This is a genomic window from Sorangium sp. So ce295, from assembly GCF_051527405.1.
GTDB lineage: Bacteria > Myxococcota_A > Polyangia > Polyangiales > Polyangiaceae > Sorangium > Sorangium cellulosum_B.
On the sequence record NZ_CP150324.1, the window covers coordinates 3,208,820 to 3,226,839 of the forward strand.

Here is an 18,020-nt window from a genome sequence, read left to right on the forward strand (position 1 = left end):
TATGAAATTCAAGAGGTTGGAGTCGGCGCGGGGAGCGCTCGCCGTGCTGCTCGCCGGTGGTTTGCTGGCGGGCTGCAGCACGACCGAGCCGCAGCCGCAAGAAGCCCCTCCCGGCGTGAGCCAAGCGGCGCTCGCGCCGGAGCCTACGTCTCCTGGTGGAGTGGACGCGGGCAACGCGGCCTGGGTCGAGCAGGTCGTACCGGCGCTGCTCGGCAGGCCTGTGCGCAGCTTCGGCGAGCTCAAGTTCCTCACCGTCATGACCGCGCGCGTCGGCCGCGCCCGCATGGCCGAGGCGCTCATGGAGCATCCGGCCTTCGTCGATCGCTGGACCGGCGTGCTGCTCGACCGCATGCGCGTGGATCGGGAGGGAGCGCGCAGCCAGTCGGACTGCTTCTCCCAGCCGCTGCTGTCGAGCGATAACGACAAGATCAGGGCGGCGAAGGTCGTCCTCTACACGCGGCGCCTCGGGAACGCCACCTCCCTGTCGGATGCCGTGGCGGAGCCCCCTGTTCCGGCGTCCCCGGGCACGTACAACATGGCCGATGTCGTGCGCGGGTCGCTCCTCATGGACAACGTCTTTCCGGCCTACCGCGGGTTCGTCTTCGCGCTGGTACGCCAGTATGGAACCGATGATGCAGAGACGTACGTCAAGCAGCGCCAGATCGCGGAGCATTTCACGCAGGTCTATGCGAACAAATCGATGGAGTGCCTGCAGTGCCATCGCACGCACTTCAGCTCGGTGTCGTCGTCGTCGGCGTCCTATTTCACTCCCGGTTCCGACTGGGCGATGGGGCAGGAGGGGCGCGTCTTCTCGGGCCTCTCGGCATGGGCGACCGCCGGTTCGTTCCAGACGCCGACGGACGCCGACTGGGTCGGTTCCTTCCGTCGGTCCCAGGGGACGAACGTCCCCTTCGCCGGCTGGGACGGGGCGAGCTGCGGCAGCTTCTCGAACGACACGTCGACCCAGACACCGAGCGGGACCGGCCTCCTGCTCCCTGACGCGAGCAGCACGACGGTGTGGGCGCTCGATGATCGGCTGAAGGAGGGGTTCCTCGCGCTTCGTAAATCGTACGACTCCGGTGATCTCGACACGGGGGCGAACCATGCGAATCAAGGCCGCACGCTCGGCGCTTTCTGGCTCGCGGCCGCCTTCGCCAACGACGTCTGGAGGGAGTTCTTCGGCGCTCCGCTGACCATCCCGAACTTCACCTCCCGCACTACGGACGAGCACAAACTGCTCTGGAACCTCGCCGAGAACCACGTCGCCGGGCGGGGCTGGTCGCTCAAGGGGTTGCTCACCGAGATCGTCACGTCGCCCTACTTCAACCGCTTGCCTGAATCCTCGGGGACGATGCCCAAGGTCTTCGAGCCGTTCATCGATACGCCGGCCCAGGACTACGTGGGCGACGCCGTTCATCGACGCTCCGCGGATCTGCTCTTTCGGATGAAGGCGTCGGCGCTCCAGTGGAAGGTCGGCGGCAAGCTCTGGGTCACTCACTTCCCCCAATCGACCACGTACCCGACGCCCTCCCAGGCAGGGGCGATGGGCCTTCATCTCTCGCGCCTGAGCACGGCGAACCCGACGTCATCGCAACACTCCATGCTCGGGTGGGAGGCCTCCGCGGGCCGCTGCGATCGACCGGCGGCGATCTCGCGCGACTGGATCGACGCGCTCACCGACCGCGCCATGACCGGAGGGGTCACCGTGCGCGGCGCCGTCGAGGCGCTGCGCTTCCGCCTCCTCGGGCGCGGCCTCTCGGCCGGTTCCGGCGAGGCGACGGCCCTCAGCACGTTCCTCGGGAAATCGATGACCGCGACGTTTGCGAGCGCGTACACGACGGCGGCGCTGGGGAATGCCGCCCTGCGAGATCTCTGCGAGGTGTTCGTCAAGACGCCGCAGTTCATGCTGGAGGGCGTCCCCCACGGAGTCGGGGTCTCCGAGACCGACTTCGATTCGCCCCCGCAGCTCCAGGTGGGAGACATGCAGAACAACGGCACGCTCGCCGATGACACGCCCTCCGATGCCTGCGAGAGCTGGGTCGATCCGCAGACGGCGTTCGATGGCATCTCGGTCAACTGCGCGGACGAGTCGTTCCCTCAGAACATCGACTGGTCGAAGATCTGCCCCTCCGGGGGGTGCGTCTACCGAGAAGCGGTCCTGCCCGATCTGCCGCGGCCGTGGCCCTGCCTCAGCTGCTCGTTCGACTCGGACTGGTTCACGACGCTCCCGCCGCCGGTGGATCCGCGTGTGGTGACCGACCTGCCGATGCCGATGACGCCGGCGCGCGGCGGCGTCTTCCTGGCCTGGGCCGAGGGGGCGACCATCGTGCAAGTGAGCGGACAGGCGCGGTTCGTCTACGCGCAGGGGCAGAGCACGCCGGCTGCGCCGGGCATGGTGCTCCAGCTCGGCGACAGCCTGGAGCTGTGGGCGGGAGATAAATTCAAGGTCGTGGCGCCTAACGGGCAGGTATTCGAGAACCCCACGGGAGGCATGCCCGCCAATCAGAGCGCGCAGACCTATCTGTTCATGGCCACCGGCCCGAACGGCCTGCCCGATCCCACGGAGATGACGCCGACGACCGTCGACATGAACACGGCGAGCACCATCAAGGAGGCGATGCGCCAGGCGGCGCGCAACGAGGAGGCGGGGTCCGTCTCGCTGTTCCACGACGTGACGTCCACGACGGGTAGCATGAGCCACATCGATCATCCGGCGCTCAACGGGAAGCCGAATCTCATCCTCCTCGTGGCACCCGTCGCCGGCACCGTCAGCAACGACCACCACGTGGGCGTCTGGTACGACACACTGTTGCAGCGGTGGGCCGTCTACAACGAGGACCTCGCCGCGATGCCGCTGGGCGTGCGCTTCTCGGTCCGCGCGATGTCGCCCAGCGACAGCGTCTTCATCCATGAGGTCACGGTTGCCAACAAGCCCACGGGCTCGAGCTCGACCATCGATCATCCAGCGCTCAACGGGCGCTCGTCCATCGCCGTGCAGGTGAGCCGCCTCTGGAACCTGCCGGGATCACCGGGCCTTTACAACAACCATCCTGTGGGTGTCCGGTATGATACGAGCGTGCAGAAGTGGGTCGTCTACAACGAGGACCAGGGCACGCTTCCGCCCGGAGCGTTGTTCGCGGTCAAGCTGGGCGGCGACTTCAAGGTGACATCGAGCCCGGCGACACGGGTCGGTAACGCCCTCGTCATCGACGAGCCGAACATCAACGGTGTGCCCGACGCTCGCCTCTTCTTCACGCACAGCTTCAGCGGCACGGGCACCCTGCACACGAAGCGGAGCGCGCTGCGCTACGACACGACGCTCCAGAAGTGGACGATCATCAACCGCGACGGCACCACCGTCGCGAACAACCTGGTCTTCCACGTGCACCGCGGCTACTGACGGCCCTTCCCGTAGGTCCTTTCCGCGGCGAAGAGGGCCTGCTGCAGGGCACCTCCATGCGCCCTGCAGCAGGCCGAGTCGGTGCCGCTGCTGTGGGCCGACCACCTGAGGGCGCCCCGCCGGCACGCTGACGCCGGGCGAGCGCATGGGGCCGTTTCATAGCAACGCCATCGCTCCGATCCCGGATCTCCTCGTCCAGCAAGCGGCGGAGCGCGCACCGGTGCTGGCTCGCTTCGCCCTTGCGCCGCGGCGCAGGCGAACCGTTGCGTTCCGTACCGCCCAGGTCGCGCCGTGGCACGCGCCGTCGAGCGCCTTCCGTTCCCGCGGGGGGAGCCTCATGACAGGCGAGTCGCCGCGCGGTGCGCCCGCGTCGCCGGCGACCACGAGCACGCACGCGATGGAGGCAGCATGAAAACGAACCGGACTCGCCTGGGGATCTCTGCGCTCTTTGCCATGGCTTCATTCGGGCTCGCGATCGCGGGCTTCACCGACACGACGGAACGCACGGAGGACGAGAGAGACGTGGACTGGAGGGCCTGCCAGCAGCTGCATGCCCGCGCCTCCGGCCAGGTGGAGCGTGTCCGGGCCGCTTACCGGGCATGCGCTTCCGACAACGATTGCGTCATGGTCGATACGAGCACCGAGTGCGGCGGCACCTGTGGTGAGGTGGTCAACCGGGCGGGCGTCCACCAGATGAGGCGCCTCATCGTCCACCTCGACGCGACCGTATGTCGCGAGCATCGGAGGATGGGCTGCCCCTACGGCACGCCTGCGTGCCTCGCGTCCAGGCCCGTCTGCGCCGCCGGTGCATGCACGTTCGCCCCTCTGTAGGGGACGTCGCGCGACCCGGCGTCATCGCGCCGGCGCGGGCCGCCCCGGCGCGCTCAGACCTCCAGCGCGCTCTCGACGATGCGATGCACGAGGCCGTACTCCTGGGCCTCGCGCGCCGTCATCCACAGGTTGCGCTCGGTCTCCTGCGCGATCTTGGCGGGCGCCTGCCCCGTCGCCGCCGCGAAGATGCGGTTGAGCCGCTCGCGCGCGGCCAGGATCTGGGCCGCCTCGATCTCGATGTCCGACGCGGGGCCGCGCACGCCGCCGAGCGGCTGGTGCAGGAGGAAGCGCGTGTTCGGGAGCGCGAACCGGTTCTCCCGCCGCGCGGCGACGAAGATCAGCGCGCCCGCGCTGGCGACCCAGCCGGTGCCGATCACCTTGACCTCGGGCCGGATGAAGCGAATCACGTCGTGGATCGTGTCCCCCGACTCCACGTGCCCGCCCGGGGAGTGGATCAGGATCCGGATGGGCTTTTCGCCGTCATCGCTCGCGAGGGCGAGGAGCTGCGCGGTGGTCGCCTGCGCCAGCTCGCTGGTGATCTCCCCGAAGATCAGGACGGTCCGGCTCCTCAGCAGGCTGCTCTGGATCTTGTCGGGCAGCGCGCGGGGGAGCGCTTCTTCGTTCGGCGTGGAATCCGGCGTGGAATCGAGGCGCGTCATGGCCCCGAGCTTCCGGCGGCCCTCGCCCGCGCGCCATGACCGCGAGGCGCGGAGTCATGCTCGCGCGTCTCGATCCGCGAACGAGCGCTGGACGAGCGGCCTCGGCGGGGGCAACGATGGGGCATGGCGGACGAGACGGAGGGGCGGCTTCCCCGCGGCGTGGTGGTCTCCCGGCATCTCGGCCACCCAGGCGCGCCCTGGCGCGCGGGCGCGGGTGATCCGCCGAGCCTCCACGTCGTCGTGCAGGGCGCCTTTCGCCTCTCGCAGGACGGCGTGTGCGCGCTGGAGCTCGACGCCGGCGACGTCGTGCTCCTCGGGTTCGGCCCGCGCGGCGCGGGGCCCCGCGAGCAGAGCCTCCGCTGCGTCGCGCCGCCGCCCGGGCGCGCTCCCGCCGAGGCGGAGCTGATCTCGGCGACCTACGCCGCCGCGCCCGGCGGGGGGCTCGCCGCGCTCGCGCCCGTGGTCCACCTGCCTGCGGGCGAGGTCCGGCGCGCGCCGGGGCTCTCTGCGGTCGTGGGCCTGCTGCGCGCCGCGCTCGCGGAGGCTTCCCCGGGGCAGGCCCAGCTGGCGCGCTCGCTGCTCGAGCCGCTGCTCGCCTACGCGCTGCACTGCCACGAGCATGCGCGCGAGGGGCGCGCGTCGCGCGCGCTCGACCGGCGCGGGGCGTGCGCCTTCGACCGTCGCGTCGCGCGCGTGCTCCGGCTCATGCAGGAGAAGCCGGCCGAGCGCTGGAGCGTCGAGGCGCTCGCGAAGGCGGCGGGCCTGTCCCGCGCCGCGCTGGCGCGGCGGTTCCTCGCCGAGCTGGGGGTCCCGCCGCTCCGCTACCTCGCCGAGCTCCGCATGCAGCGGGCGGCCGAGCTGCTCGCCGAGGGCGACGGCTCGCTGGCCGCCGTGGCGGCCGAGGTCGGGTACGACTCGGAGTTCGCGTTCAGCCGCGCGTTCAAGCGGCACACGGGCGAGGCGCCGGGCGCGTTCCGCAGGCGCAGCCGCTCCGAGGGCGCCGCGTTCCGCCTGCCGCCGGTCCGCGCCGCGGCGTGAGCGTTTCGCCTGGGCGGAGCGGGAGCCCGCGGGCTGTGCAGGGAAGGCCGCCTTACTTACGCCGCTGAACCGTCCCGCCAGGGATCGCTGAGCCGGCGGTACGAATCCACGCGGCGGCGGAGCGCGGAGCGCGCTGGCTGCGACCCGCGAGCCCGGGGCCTGCGGCAGCCGCGCGTCCGGGGGCCGTGAGGGGACCTGCGAGCGCAAGCCCACCGGGGATACCCCTCTTCGGACGGGGCGCCTCGGGCCTGCGGCGGCGCGGCCGCCGGGGAGCGAGCGATGCGCGAGACGACACGTGATGTCAGCCGCGGCGGGCGGCGCGCATAAGCCTCTCTCGACGACGGCGAGGCGCTCGCGGCGCGCAGCGCATCCGGGCGCTCGCTGGTCCGTGCGATTCAACTCGACCTGGAACGAAGGAGCCTATTCGATGAAACGAAGACTCTCATCGCTCGTCCTGCGCCATTCCGCTGTCTCCATCGCCGTGGTCTCCGCCGCCATAGCCGGCTGCGGGACGAGCGAGCCGGGCGACGAAGCGGCCGCGAACGAGGAGCTGATCGCGTCGACCCACGACGCGCTCCAGCTGGTCGGCACCCCCTGGCCCGGCGGCTGGGTGCCGGTGTGTTATCGCATCGACGATCCGGTATCCAGCGCCGAGCGGCAGCGGCGCTTCGAGTACTTCGCCCGGGCCCGCGACGCTGTCGACAACTCGTGGCAGCGCGCGGCAGACATCAAGCTCGAAGACTGGGGCCCCTGCGGCTCGAACACGAACGGCTATCTCATCGTCCACCTCACCGCGGGAGGCGGCAGCCACAGCGGGTTCGGCTATCCGGGGCCCAGCGGCGCGCAGCACATGACGCTCGACACCACCGACGGCCGCGTCGAGGTCGTCGCCATGCACGAGTTCGGGCACGCGCTCGGGTTCTCGCACGAGTTCGACCGCGACGACTGGACGGGGCAATGCATGAAATGCACGTCCAATGCCCAGTGCGCGAGCGGAGACGGCAAGGTCTGCCTGCCGAGCGGCTACTGCGGCGTGGCCCACCCGGGGGCCAGCGACGCGACGCCGGTGGCCGACACCGACTCGATCATGGCGGCCACCTACTGCAGCAACCTGGCCGACACGAATCGCACGCTGTCTCCCTGGGACGTCATCGGCGCACAGAACGTCTATGGGCGCAAGCACGGCGGCTCGATCGTGGGGCTCGGAGGCCGCTGCCTGAACATCGATGGTGGCACGACCGAGTGGGGCAAGGACATCGTCGCGTGGCAGTGCATGGACGCCCCCAACGACACCTGGTCGAAGCTGTCGCACTCGTCCGGCGGGCACCACCTCCGGGCGACCATCGGCGGAGAGATGCTCGCCATGAACGTCGGCGGCGGCGTGGTCTCGCCGACGTCCGGAACGCCGCTCATCTCGTGGGGCCTGACCGACGGCGCGCCCAACGAGCTGTTCTCGTTCGAAGGCATGCGCCTGCGGGCCATGGGCAACATGTGCGTCGTCGCCACCGGCACGACGGCCGGCTCGATGCTCGAGGTGCGCGGCTGCGGCGAGGTGCCGTCGGCGCGCGAGCGCTGGACGGCGACGGCGGCGAGCAGGCTTCAGCTGACGGGCACCGATCTGTGCGTCGACGTGCCGCCCGGCACCCCGCCCCTCGGCACGCGGCCGACGTTGAAGCCGTGCATCAACACCGCATCTTACCAGACGTTGAGCTTCCTCGCCGGCGAGATCAAGGCGACGTTCGCCGTCGACCGCTGCCTCAACGTCTCCGGTGGCATGCCGGTGCCGGGCTCCCCCATCATCTTGTGGGACGGTTGCGGCCGAGGCCTCTACAACGAGTACTTCTACCTGAACGGTCCTATCAAGTCGCTCGGGCAGTGCGTCGATATCTTCGGCGGCGCTTCGTATCCCGGCGCGCAGGTCGGCGTGTACGCGTGCCGGCCGGACGCGGCCAACCAGGAGTGGGACTTCCACTGGCGCTGACGGGCGACGCTCCGCGGAGGCGTCCGCCGCGCCCGGGCTCGGCGGCGAGCCGCTCAACATGGCCATCGAGGTGCGGCAGGTGATGAGCGGGAGCGAGCTCCCCAGAGAGCTCCTGTGAGCTCCCCTGGCTCGCCGCGCTGATCGGGCGGCTCCGCCGCTTCAGCGCGCGAGGGCGATCACCTGCTCGAGCTCCCAGTGATCGGCGGCGTGAGCTCCGTAGTGCACATCGAGGAGCGCGCCGTCGGGGCCGACGAGGAAGTCGGCGGGCAGCCCATCCTTGCCCCCTTCTCCGTGAAACGGGTTGGACCGCGCGCTCACCATGCCGCGGATCGCCGACCACGCGACCTTCGGATGCGCCGCCGCCAGCGCGGAGCGCTCGACGCCGAATTGCCGGTACCAGCGGCGCTCCGGATCGGGGACGACGGGGAACGGCAGATCGGCGTGGTAGGGCCGCATCGTCTCCGCGGAGGAGTGAAAGAAGGCGACGGTCTGCACCGCCGCCGCCGCGAGCTGCTCGCGCCCCCGGGCGAACGAGCGGAGGTGGAGGTTGCACACCGGGCAGCCGGCGAAGCGGCGGAACTGGAGGTGGAGGAGGCCCCCCGACGGGATCTGGAGCGGCCCGTGGCACAGCGTCTCGACAGTTGACGGGGCGAGGAGGTCTCCGGGGCGCAGGCGATGAGAGCGAACGTTTTCGGCCATGGACTCGACTCTAGCGGGCCGGCGTCATGGTGCTCATCGATGCTTTTCATCTCGATCATGGTAATACTCGATGGGATGTTCGACGGGCTCGACCCCAGCCATCTGCACGCGCTGCACGTTCTCCTGGAGGAGCGCCACGTGACCCGGGCCGCCCAGCGCATGGGCCTCACGCAGTCGTCGATGAGCCACCGGCTCCGGCGGCTGCGCGAGGCGCTCTCCGACCCGCTGCTGGTGCGCGGCGACGAAGGGCTGGTGCCCACGCCGCGCGCCGAGGCGATCGCCGGGCCGCTCGCGGCGGCCCTGCGGGCGCTGGACGCCGCCGTCGCGCCGCCGTCGTCCTTCGACCCGGCCACGAGCCGCCACACGCTGGCGCTGGCGATGCCGGACCTGCTCATCCCGCTCGTGCCGGGGCTGCTCGCCGACCTCGCCGCCGACGCACCCGGTGTCGACCTGCGGGTCTCCAGCGTCACGCCCGACCTCGGGCGGGCGCTCGCGGCGGGTGATCCACCGCTCGCGCTCGCCCCGGCGGGGTTCGTCGGCGACAGCGCCATCGCCCGCCCGCTCGGCGAGTTGCGCTTCGGCGTGGCGGCCCGGCGCGGACACCCGGCGCTCGACCGCCCGCTCACGGTCGCGCGCTGGCTGGCGCACGCCCACGTGGTCGTGCGGATCGGCAACGAGCGTCCGAACGTCATCAGCGACGAGCTCGCGGGGCGCGGGCTGGTCCGCCGGGTGGGCGTCGAGGTGCCGTCGTTCCTCGCCGGCCTGATGATCGTCGCCAGCTCGGATCTCCTGATGAACGCGCCGATGCCCCTCGTGCAGGCGGTGGCCGGGGTCCTGGGGCTCGTCGTCCGCGAGGCGCCGATCGCCCTGCCGCCGGTCCCCTTCGCGCTGCTGTGGCACGAGCGGTTCCAGGCCGATCCCGCGCACCGCTGGGCACGCGAGCGGGTCGCCGCGGCGATGCGCCGTCGCCTCGGGCTCGACGACGCGGCGGGGCGCGAGGTTCACTCCTCGTCGTAGAGCTTGGCGACGGCCGTCAGGTTCTCGTCGCGGAGTCCGCCCGCGAGGCCGCGTTCGAACACCGCGCTCGCGCCCCGGCTCACCGGCAGGTCGCCGCCTACTCGCTCCGCTGCCTCGAGCGCGTACCGCAGGTCCTTGGCGGCGAGCGCCACCGGGAACATGGGCTCGAATCGACGAGCCAGCATCCCCGTCGCGGCGCCGCTGGCGGCGGGGCTCAGGACCGGGAGCCCCTCCAGCGCTTGCATCAGCGCCGCCGTGTCGAGCCGCGCTCGCGCCGCGAACCCGAGGACTTCGGCGAGCGCCGCGACCTGGACGCCGAACAAGGTGTTCACGATGAGCTTCGCGTACGCTCCGGCGGGCGAGGCGCCGACGTGCTTCACCGCGCCGCCCATGCGACCGAGGATCGGACGGAGCGGCTCCAGCACCGCCGCGTCTCCGCCGGCGAGGAAGGTCAGGTTGCCCCTCTCGGCGTGTGGGCGAGAGCCGACGACGGGCGCGTCGATGAACTCGAGCCCGGCGTCCCTCGCGCGCCCGGCGAGCGTCGACACCCAGCCTGGACTCAGCGTGCTGCACTCGACGATGACCGCTCCGCTGCGCATCCCGCGCAGCGCGCCGACATCGTCGTCGAGCCACACGGAGCGCGACGCTTCGTCGTCCGTGACCATCGCGAAGACGGCATCGGCGTCTCTGGCGGCATCGGCCGGCGTTCGCGCGGCGAACGCGCCCAGCGACGGCGCCCACGACGGTACTCCCGAGCGGCTCCAGACCTTGAGCTCGATGTCGTCGTTCACGAGGCAGGAGGCCATCCGCCCGCCCATCGCACCGAGGCCGAGGAACGCCACCCTCATGCGCTTGCCCATCGGGTCCTCCAGCTCGTCAACAGTAGTCGCCACGGATTGCCTCCTGGTGGGTCGCAGTCATCGTCGGGACAGGAATGACTCATTCCAGGAGGGGACGAAATGTCGCATTTCTGCTAGGACTTATTCCGAAAGGGGCAGGATGGATCGACTTGAAGCGCTGCGGTTGTTCTCGCGCCTCGCCGAGCGAGGCAGCTTTTCGGCCGCCGCCCGGGACCTCAAGATCAAGCAGTCGACCGCGAGCAAGTGGATCGCCGAGCTCGAGGCGCAGTTCGGCGCGAGCCTCGTCGAGCGCACGACGCGCTCGGTTCGCGTCACGGAGGCCGGTCAGCGTCTGATGGCCCGCGCCCGGGAGCTGCTCGCGGCGTTCGACGAGCTGAGCGGCGAGTTCAACGAGGGCGACCGGGAGCCGCGCGGCCGTGTCCGCGTGAGCCTCCCCGTCGTCTTTGGTCGGCTCTTCATCGTCCCTCTGGTCGGCGACTTCCTGAGACGCCACCCCGCGGTGAGCGCAGAGCTCGTGATGACCGACAGGTACGTGAGCCTCGTCGACGAGGGGTTCGACGTGGCGATTCGCGTCGGCGTCCCCGCTGACACGAGCGCCCGCGGGCGGAAGCTCGCCGACAGCGGTCGCGTGCTCGTCGCCGCGCCGTCGTACCTCAGGGCGCGCGGCCGCCCGAACGCCCCGAGCGACCTGCGGACCCACGAGTGCCTCGTTCACGGCGAGGCGAACGCGTCGACCGTCTGGCGCTTCGGGAGGGAGCCTGGCAAAGGCGTCCCGGTCCCGGTCCGTGGTCGCTTCGCCGCCAACAACAGCGAGGCGGTGGCGCTCATGGCGCGACAGGGCCTCGGGGTGGCGCTGCTCGCCGACTGGCTCGTGCGCGACGATATCAAGCGCGGCCGACTCGTCCCGCTGCTCGAGGGCTTCGTGACGCCGCCGGCTCCCGTCTTTGCGCTGAGCCCCCCTGGACGGTTCTCCTCGACGACGGTCCGCGCGCTGACCGAGCACCTCGCCGCAGGGCTCGCCGCGCGACTGGAGCGAAAGACGGGTTGAACCAGGAGACGGCGCCCAGGGCCTCCATCTTCCTTCTTGGCGGCGATGGCCAACCCCGACAAGCTGCGGTGGCTCAACGCCAGCCGCGATCGTTGAGCGGGTAGGAAGTCCAAGCGCCCGATGGGACGCTCATCCCGAAAGGAACAGTCTCGATGAAAACGGATCGCGAAGGCCAGAGGATCGCTGCTTCTAACGAGGCGCCCCGCGGCGCGCGCTTCATCCACGCCGCGGGGGCGGCGCTCCTTGCGGTGCATGCGCTGGTGGGTTGCTCGAACGAGCTCGACGCCCCTGCCGGCCATGGCGGCAGCGGCGCTGGCGGAGGGAGCGGTGGCGAGGGCGGTAGCGGCGAGGGCGGCAGCGGCGAGGGCGGCAGCGGCGAGGGCGGCAGCGGCGAGGGCGGCAGCGGCGAGGGCGGCAGCGGCGAGGGCGGCAGCGGCAAGGGAGGCGAGGGCGGCGGTGCTGGCGGAGAGGGAGGCGAGGGCGAGGGCGGCGGTGCTGGCGGCGAGGGTGGCAGCGGCGAGGGCGGCGGCGGCGCTGGCGGCGAGGGCAGCGGCGCTGGCGGAGAGGGCGGCGGCGTCACGGTGTCGGCCGAGTTCTTCGACGACTTCAGCTACAGCGGCATCGCCGACGACGGTCTCAAGAGCCGGTGGTGGGTACGGACGACCGACGGAGCGCCCGGGGTCGCCGGCGCACAATGGCTGTCGTCCAATGTGTCGTTCATCGACGATCCCGATCTCGCCTCGAACCGGCTGCTGCGGCTCGAAGCGACCTCGCGTGGATCGGGAGCGAGCACCTCGCACGCGGAGATCCAGTCCAACGACGACAGGTTCCGCTTCGGGACCTACTCCGCCAGGGTGAGATTCCGCAACACGCCCCTGACCGGGACCCGGCACCTCGGCGACAAGCTGGTCGAGACGTTCTTCACGATCAGTCCATGGATCAACGACCCCGAGGTCGATCCCAACTACTCGGAGCAGGATTTCGAGTACATGCCCAACGGCGGGTGGGGGCAGGGCGATACCAGCACGCTGTGGCTGACCTCGTGGGAGACGGCCACGCTCGAGAATACCCAGTCGAACCAGGTCGCGGGGGACCAGTCGGGCTGGAAGCGGCTCCTTCTCCAGATCGACGCGTCCGGTATCCATTACTACATCGACGGCGCGCGGCTCTGCACGCACGACGCAACCTACGTCCCCGAGACGGACCAGCACCTCGACTTCAATCTATGGTTCGACGAGCTCGCCGCCGGACAGACCGGCCCGCGGACGTACGCCGAGGACGTCGACTGGGTCTACTTCGCGAAGGACGTCCTCCTGTCGCAGGCCGAGGTGGACGCGCAGGTGGCCGGTTTCCGCGCATCATCGCTCGCCCTCGTGGACACCCTGCCCTAGCACCCGCGATCGCTGACATGCTCGCCAGCTCCTGACCTCGCGATGGCCTTCCGAGGAGCGAGCGCCTGTCGGCTACAGGCTGCTTCGTGTGACGTCCTGAGCCGGAGGGACGCTCAGCCCTTCCCGCTCGTCGTCCCAGGCAACCGCGCTGATCTTCCAGCCGGCGGGCGTCTTGACCAGCTGGATGGACTTCGTGCCCCTCGCCTCGAAGCGCTGCCCCGAGAGCAGCCCGGACTTGCGATACACACAGAAGCGCTGCGCGATGTTCCCGAACAGGTCCGTCCTCCCCCAGAGCTCCTCCTCGGAGAAATCGACCAGCTCCCCGCTCGTCAAGAGCTTCTCCCTGGGCTCGATGAACGAGCGCAGGTCGTAGATCGTCGGTGCATCTCCGCAGGTCTTGATGATCACGCCCTCCGCGAGGAAGAGCGCGCGCAGCGCGCCGAGGTCCGGTCGGACTCCACCCTTGTTGCCAAAGGCCTGAAAGAACGCGTGTACGACGGCGTCGATGGCGCGCTCGTCCTCGCTGCGGGTCATGGCAGGCCGGCCTCCATCCAGGGGTCTTCAGAGATCACCTACGAACGCCCGACGATCGCAAAAATTCGGCGCGCCGCCGTGCGCGGCGAGGCGCGCGTGCTGCGAGGAAACGAGCGCGCCTCCCGTCCATCTCCAGCCCCAGCGTATACCAGACATGGGGGCTTGCCGGAAGCCCCCAGGCATGCCGCACCATGCTGCACCATGAAGATGCCGAAGCACGCCGTGGTGATCGCGGGTGGAGGTCCGACGGGGCTCATGTTGGCGGCCGAGCTAGCGCTGGCGCGGATCGACGTCGCCGTCGTCGAGCGGCGCGAGAACCAGGACCTCGCCGGCTCGCGCGCGGGCGGTCTGCACGCACGCACGATCGAGGTCTTCGATCAGCGTGGCGTCGCGGAGCGCTTTCTCTCACAGGGGCAGGTGATGCAGGTCGCTGGCTTCTCGTTCATCCCTCTCGACATCAGCGACTTCCCCGTTCGCCACAACCACGGGCTCGCGCTCCGCCAGAACCGGATCGAGCGCATCCTGGCCGACTGGGTCTCCGAGCTGCCGGTGAAGTTCTATCGCGGGCGTGACGTGACGGGGTTCGCGCAGGACGATACGGGCGTCGACGTCGAGCTGTCTGACGGCGCGACGCTACGAGCGAAGTATCTCGTCGGGTGCGACGGCGGTCGCAGCCTGGTCCGCAAGAGGGCGGGCATCGACTTCGCCGGATGGGACGCGTCGACGAGCTACCTGATCGCGGAGGTGGACATGGTGGACGAGCCCGCGTGGGGCGTCCGCCGCGGCGAAAAGGGCGTCAACGCGCTGGGTAGGCTGGAGGACGGAAAGCGTGTCGGCGTCGTGCTCGTGGAGCCGCACGTCGGCAAAGCTGACAAGCCGACGCTCCAGGACCTGCGCGATGCGCTCGTCGCGGTCTATGGCACCGACTTCGGTGTTCGCAACCCGACCTGGCTATCCCGATTCAGCGACATGGCTCGGCAAGCGGCGTCCTACCGAGACCGGCGTGTCCTCCTGGCGGGCGACGCGGCGCACGTGCACGCGCCGGCAGGGGGACAGGGACTCAACATCGGCGTCCAGGACGCCGTGAACCTGGGATGGAAGCTCGCCCAGGTGGTGAGCGGCACGTCGCCCGACAGCCTGCTCGATACCTATCACGCCGAGCGGCACCCCATCGCTGCCCGCGTGCTGCGCCTGACCATGGCACAAACCGCGCTCGGTCGCGGCGACGATCGAACGGAGGCCCTGCGCGAGACCGTGACCGAGCTGCTCGAGATGGACGAGCCTCGCAAGCGCTACGCCGCGATGATGTCTGGCCTCGACATTCGCTACGACCTCGGTGAAGGACACCCCCTGCTCGGGCGTCGTATGCCCGATCTCGACCTGGTCACCGAGAGCGGACCGCTGCGAGTATTCACGCTGCTGCACGAGGCAAGACCGGTCTTGCTCAACCTCGGCGAGCCGGGGGCCTTCGACATCACTCCCTGGGCCGCTCGTGTTCGCCTGCTTGAAGCGCGCCCAGCTGGTGTGTGGGAGCTCCCGGTGCTCGGCGCGGTACCTGCGCCGACTGCTGTCTTGATTCGACCCGACGGACACGTCGCGTGGGTGGGAGAAGGGACGGACCACGGCCTTCGCGACGCCCTCACCACCTGGTTCGGCCCGCCCACCCAGCGGAGCGCCACGGCGTAGAATGCCCCGGCAGCGAAGCGCACGAATGCGCTCGACGTCGACAGTGAGCGGTATCACGAATCCCACGACGAGGAGCACATCGAGTGCCCAGCTTGCAAGGGGCGTCGGAGCCGGTCCGGTCAGGGGCGGGCTCGCTGCGGCCCCTGGAAGCACACCACCCTGTCGGTCGCCACGCCATCGCCGTCCGCCGGGTGGGCGCAGGCGACGAGCTCGTCGTGCCCGCACCCGATCACCTGGAACACGTCGAGATCGTCGAGCCTCTTCCTCGTCTCCGCGTCCTTTTCGGCGCGGTCTGCGTTCCACTTGGCGAGCCGTCCCGGGTCGTCCTTCACCTCGGCCGGCGGGGCCTCCGGCGATCGGCCGCCGAGCACGACCGTGCCCCACTTGACGTCGGTACGCGCGCGCACCTCGACCCTGTCCTCCGGGCAACTATACCTCTTCGCGAAGTCTTCGCCGGCGCCTGTCTTGAGCCGCTTGCAGCCGGCGCTGGAGAGCATGGCCAAGATAACCAAGGGGTAGATCGAGAGCACCGCTCGCATTGTCCAAGGCTACACGAGCCAGTCTGCAGGCGGCAACTCGATCTACCAGCATGCCGCGCGCATCCTGCGAGAGGGCCGCATCCGGTGCGGAGCTGCGCGGGCACGGCGACGACGCGCATGCGTGGCGCCTCGCGCTCGAGCGCGCGCAAGAGCGGCGGGAGCAGCCACACCTCGATGAGGCGCTCCGCGTCGAGGTGGACGTTGCGGTACTGCACGGGCCCCTGCGAGGGCGGCGGTCCGCCGATCCCGGGCATCGCCGGGGGCGGCGAGAGGAGATCGGGAAGGCTCACCCCCCGGAACATGTCGCCGCCGGAGACCCCGAGCAGCTCGGAGGTGAACCCGCCGTCGCGGAGGTGGGTATCGATTGCGAGCTGGAAGTTCGGGTGATCCGAGGCCGGGAACTCCTCGGCGACAACGGGGAGGGTGCGGGGGTCGGCGCCGAAGTGCCCGCGGAGGCGGCCGAGGAAGAACGGCTCCTGCGCGGCCTGGGCCGCCGCCATCGCGCCCATCAGATCCGTGAGGGAAGGCGTGGGGGGTTGGGGCTTGTCGTTATCCATGGTCTTGTCGCCAGCGTGGGGAGGAGAATTTCACACGAAGGAGTGCACTCAATGTTCCGTTCCTCGAACGCCGCCGTTCCAGAACGCCCCTTGCCCTCGTTCCGGCCATCTTCGCATACTCCGGACGTAATCCTCAGGGTCGCGGCGGCGTCGTGCCCACCTACGCCGCGTCGAACCCGAACGCCATCGGTTCCCACGTTGGATCGCGCGCGGGTGCTGCCGTTCGGGGCTGCGAGGCGGGCCGGAGGTTTGGGTCTCACAAGAGAGCGCCACGACGAGCGAGGCGCGAATACGCGCTGGTATCTCACAAGCGGGATCTTCGGCGGAGGAATCAAAGCCGCGAGCCGGGCCATGAACTCCATTGGACTCATGACGCGGTGAGTGCGTCCCCGCCGAGGTGTCTTCAGCAAGTACGCTATACGCCCATCGGGCAGGAGCTCGATTCGATCGAGTGCGAAGGTCGGGCGGGAGCAGTACCGCACGAGGCGGTCTTCTCGAAAACTCCGTCGATTGCCAGCGTGTGAAAATGGACGTGAACGTTCAAGCTCGAGCCGAATCTCTGAGGGAACCCGACCGAGCCCGTCCGTGCGCCGGCGATGCTCGCGAGCCGCGTGGTCACGCGGGCGATCTCCTCCGCGAAGATGCGCTCCATCGCCGCGAGGACGTCGGACCTTTTGGCCGCAAGCGCACGCAGTTCAAACGGCTTGCTCGGCGAGACCACGCCCGAGCTCGCGTCGTGACCTCTGCTGTGGGCTGAATCGCTTGCCCCGACAGGGGTCTCGCGACAGCGTTGCCGTCGTGAAGATCCTGGTGCTGGGCGGTTCGATGTTCCTGTCCAAGGCGGTCGCGGCGGAGGCCGTCGCCCGCGGCCACGACGTCACGTGCGCCAACCGTGGCACCTCCGGGTCAGTGCCCGAGGGCGCGGCGCTCGTGCGTTGGGACCGCTCCGAGCCGGTGCCCGCCGACCTCGCGGCCACGGCGTACGACGCGGTCGTCGACGTCGCCCGGGTGCCGTCGTGGGTGCATGCCGCCGTGGACGCCTTCCCCGACGCGCACTGGGTCTTCGTGTCGACCGTCAACGTCTATTCGGACCCTCACGAGCCGTTCGGCACGCCCGCCACGTCGCCGCTGCGCGAGCCGCTGACCGAGGACGTCGACCCGAGCTCGAGCCCGGAGGCGTACGGCCGGATGAAGGTCGCGTGCGAGCAGACCGTGCGCGCGGGCGCCGCGTCGGCGACGATCATCCGGCCCGGGCTCATCGTCGGACCGGAGGACCCGACCGGCCGGTTCACGTACTGGCCCGCACGGTTCGCCGGCGGCGGCGAGGCACTGGCCGGCGGCAGCCCCGACGACCGGCTGCAGGTGATCGACGTCCGCGACCTGGCGGCGTGGATCGTGACCTGCGCCGAGCAGCGGACGACCGGCGACTACGACGGCGTCGGCGAGGTGCTGCCCGCGGGCGAGCTGCTCGCCCGGGTGGCTGCCGGCGTCGGCGCGACGCCGGAGCTGACCTGGGTGCCGCAGGAACTCCTGGAGGAGCAGGGCGTCGAGCCGTGGGCGGGCCCGGGCTCGCTGCCGCTGTGGCTGCCCCGTCCGCTCTACGACGGCATGGCTGCACACGACCCCGCCCCGTCGTACGCCGCCGGACTGAACCTGCGACCGGTCGCGGACACCGCCCGCGACACCCTCGAGTGGCTGCGGGCGACGCCGGACGCCGTCGTCACGGGGATGACCCGGGAGCGCGAGGCCGAGGTGCTGGTGGCCACCCGGAGCTGACCGA

The 18,020-nt window shown here is 70.4% G+C and carries 16 protein-coding genes and 1 pseudogene; 10 read left to right on the top strand and 7 right to left on the bottom strand.

What is annotated here, in order from left to right; translation table 11 throughout:
• The first annotated feature begins 1 nt into the window (after window position 1).
• Together WMF11_RS12405 and WMF11_RS12410 are read left to right on the top strand one after the other, a co-directional pair.
• Window positions 2-3,400: a DUF7452 domain-containing protein gene (locus WMF11_RS12405; RefSeq protein WP_437977618.1), complete on the top strand. Its 3,399-nt coding sequence runs from the start codon at window positions 2-4 to the stop codon at window positions 3,398-3,400.
• A 453-nt stretch (window positions 3,401-3,853) separates the two neighbouring features.
• A complete protein-coding gene (locus WMF11_RS12410; protein ID WP_437977619.1) occupies window positions 3,854-4,231 on the top strand; it encodes a hypothetical protein in 378 nt (125 codons plus the stop codon).
• A gap of 53 nt (window positions 4,232-4,284) precedes the next feature.
• On the opposite strand, the gene WMF11_RS12415 is transcribed toward WMF11_RS12410, so the two are convergent.
• Entirely contained in the window at window positions 4,285-4,890 is a 606-nt protein-coding gene (locus WMF11_RS12415; protein ID WP_437908604.1) for an ATP-dependent Clp protease proteolytic subunit, read from the bottom strand.
• Between the two features lie 123 nt (window positions 4,891-5,013).
• On the opposite strand from WMF11_RS12415, the gene WMF11_RS12420 reads away from it, so the two are divergent.
• The 3 genes and pseudogenes from WMF11_RS12420 to WMF11_RS12430 form a co-directional block, all read left to right on the top strand.
• Window positions 5,014-5,928, top strand: coding sequence for an AraC family transcriptional regulator (locus WMF11_RS12420; RefSeq protein WP_437977620.1), 915 nt, complete (start codon window positions 5,014-5,016; stop codon window positions 5,926-5,928).
• A 427-nt stretch (window positions 5,929-6,355) separates the two neighbouring features.
• On the top strand, window positions 6,356-7,909 hold the full coding sequence (locus tag WMF11_RS12425; protein WP_437977621.1) for a M12 family metallopeptidase: 1,554 nt from the start codon (window positions 6,356-6,358) through the stop codon (window positions 7,907-7,909).
• A gap of 10 nt (window positions 7,910-7,919) precedes the next feature.
• Window positions 7,920-8,027: pseudogene (locus WMF11_RS12430) on the top strand (YciI family protein); the annotation flags it as partial.
• Window positions 8,028-8,068: 41 nt separating this feature from the next.
• Here the strand turns inward: WMF11_RS12430 and WMF11_RS12435 are convergent.
• Window positions 8,069-8,608 (bottom strand): peroxiredoxin-like family protein, encoded by a 540-nt coding sequence (locus WMF11_RS12435; RefSeq protein ID WP_437977622.1) that lies wholly within the window; start codon window positions 8,606-8,608, stop codon window positions 8,069-8,071.
• A 39-nt stretch (window positions 8,609-8,647) separates the two neighbouring features.
• Here WMF11_RS12435 and WMF11_RS12440 point away from each other — a divergent pair, with 39 nt between their 5' ends.
• The gene (locus WMF11_RS12440) at window positions 8,648-9,625 is read left to right on the top strand and encodes a LysR family transcriptional regulator (protein ID WP_437908608.1); all 978 of its coding nucleotides are present in this window, start codon (window positions 8,648-8,650) and stop codon (window positions 9,623-9,625) included.
• Here WMF11_RS12440 and WMF11_RS12445 read toward each other — a convergent pair.
• Window positions 9,610-10,518, bottom strand: a complete 909-nt coding sequence (locus tag WMF11_RS12445) for an NAD(P)-dependent oxidoreductase (protein WP_437908609.1) — start codon at window positions 10,516-10,518, stop codon at window positions 9,610-9,612. The genes WMF11_RS12440 and WMF11_RS12445 overlap by 16 nt on opposite strands.
• Window positions 10,519-10,624: 106 nt before the next feature.
• Between WMF11_RS12445 and WMF11_RS12450 the strand changes: the two genes are divergently transcribed.
• Window positions 10,625-11,533, top strand: a complete 909-nt coding sequence (locus WMF11_RS12450; protein ID WP_437908610.1) for a LysR family transcriptional regulator — start codon at window positions 10,625-10,627, stop codon at window positions 11,531-11,533.
• A 152-nt stretch (window positions 11,534-11,685) separates the two neighbouring features.
• A complete protein-coding gene (locus WMF11_RS12455; protein WP_437977623.1) occupies window positions 11,686-12,924 on the top strand; it encodes a glycoside hydrolase family 16 protein in 1,239 nt (412 codons plus the stop codon).
• A gap of 72 nt (window positions 12,925-12,996) precedes the next feature.
• On the opposite strand, the gene WMF11_RS12460 is transcribed toward WMF11_RS12455, so the two are convergent.
• A complete protein-coding gene (locus WMF11_RS12460; RefSeq protein ID WP_437977624.1) occupies window positions 12,997-13,458 on the bottom strand; it encodes a DUF4440 domain-containing protein in 462 nt (153 codons plus the stop codon).
• 207 nt (window positions 13,459-13,665) lie between these two features.
• Here WMF11_RS12460 and WMF11_RS12465 point away from each other — a divergent pair, with 207 nt between their 5' ends.
• Complete coding sequence (locus WMF11_RS12465; RefSeq protein WP_437979304.1) at window positions 13,666-15,144, top strand: FAD-dependent monooxygenase; 1,479 nt, start codon at window positions 13,666-13,668, stop codon at window positions 15,142-15,144.
• Window positions 15,145-15,263: 119 nt separating this feature from the next.
• Here WMF11_RS12465 and WMF11_RS12470 read toward each other — a convergent pair whose 3' ends face one another.
• From WMF11_RS12470 to WMF11_RS12480, 3 genes are all read right to left on the bottom strand, one after another.
• Entirely contained in the window at window positions 15,264-15,647 is a 384-nt protein-coding gene (locus tag WMF11_RS12470; RefSeq protein WP_437977625.1) for a hypothetical protein, read from the bottom strand.
• Between the two features lie 544 nt (window positions 15,648-16,191).
• Window positions 16,192-16,722: a transposase gene (locus WMF11_RS12475; protein ID WP_437977626.1), complete on the bottom strand. Its 531-nt coding sequence runs from the start codon at window positions 16,720-16,722 to the stop codon at window positions 16,192-16,194.
• Entirely contained in the window at window positions 16,656-16,892 is a 237-nt protein-coding gene (locus WMF11_RS12480; RefSeq protein WP_437979305.1) for a transposase, read from the bottom strand. Before WMF11_RS12480 ends, WMF11_RS12475 begins: the two co-directional genes overlap by 67 nt.
• Window positions 16,893-17,038: 146 nt before the next feature.
• On the opposite strand from WMF11_RS12480, the gene WMF11_RS12485 reads away from it, so the two are divergent.
• Window positions 17,039-18,016: an NAD-dependent epimerase/dehydratase family protein gene (locus WMF11_RS12485; protein ID WP_437977627.1), complete on the top strand. Its 978-nt coding sequence runs from the start codon at window positions 17,039-17,041 to the stop codon at window positions 18,014-18,016.
• Window positions 18,017-18,020: the final 4 nt, after the last annotated feature.

What these genes read in the sequence shown, in the direction of transcription:
- WMF11_RS12405 (WP_437977618.1), top strand. Translation starts at nt 2, where the DNA reads ATGAAATTCAAGAGGTTGGAGTCGGCGCGGGGAGCGCTCGCCGTGCTG.
- WMF11_RS12410 (WP_437977619.1), top strand. Translation starts at nt 3,854, where the DNA reads ATGGCTTCATTCGGGCTCGCGATCGCGGGCTTCACCGACACGACGGAA.
- WMF11_RS12415 (WP_437908604.1), bottom strand. Translation starts at nt 4,890, where the DNA reads ATGACGCGCCTCGATTCCACGCCGGATTCCACGCCGAACGAAGAAGCG.
- WMF11_RS12420 (WP_437977620.1), top strand. Translation starts at nt 5,014, where the DNA reads ATGGCGGACGAGACGGAGGGGCGGCTTCCCCGCGGCGTGGTGGTCTCC.
- WMF11_RS12425 (WP_437977621.1), top strand. Translation starts at nt 6,356, where the DNA reads ATGAAACGAAGACTCTCATCGCTCGTCCTGCGCCATTCCGCTGTCTCC.
- WMF11_RS12435 (WP_437977622.1), bottom strand. Translation starts at nt 8,608, where the DNA reads ATGGCCGAAAACGTTCGCTCTCATCGCCTGCGCCCCGGAGACCTCCTC.
- WMF11_RS12440 (WP_437908608.1), top strand. Translation starts at nt 8,648, where the DNA reads ATGCTTTTCATCTCGATCATGGTAATACTCGATGGGATGTTCGACGGG.
- WMF11_RS12450 (WP_437908610.1), top strand. Translation starts at nt 10,625, where the DNA reads ATGGATCGACTTGAAGCGCTGCGGTTGTTCTCGCGCCTCGCCGAGCGA.
- WMF11_RS12455 (WP_437977623.1), top strand. Translation starts at nt 11,686, where the DNA reads ATGAAAACGGATCGCGAAGGCCAGAGGATCGCTGCTTCTAACGAGGCG.
- WMF11_RS12460 (WP_437977624.1), bottom strand. Translation starts at nt 13,458, where the DNA reads ATGACCCGCAGCGAGGACGAGCGCGCCATCGACGCCGTCGTACACGCG.
- WMF11_RS12465 (WP_437979304.1), top strand. Translation starts at nt 13,666, where the DNA reads ATGCCGAAGCACGCCGTGGTGATCGCGGGTGGAGGTCCGACGGGGCTC.
- WMF11_RS12480 (WP_437979305.1), bottom strand. Translation starts at nt 16,892, where the DNA reads ATGGAGCGCATCTTCGCGGAGGAGATCGCCCGCGTGACCACGCGGCTC.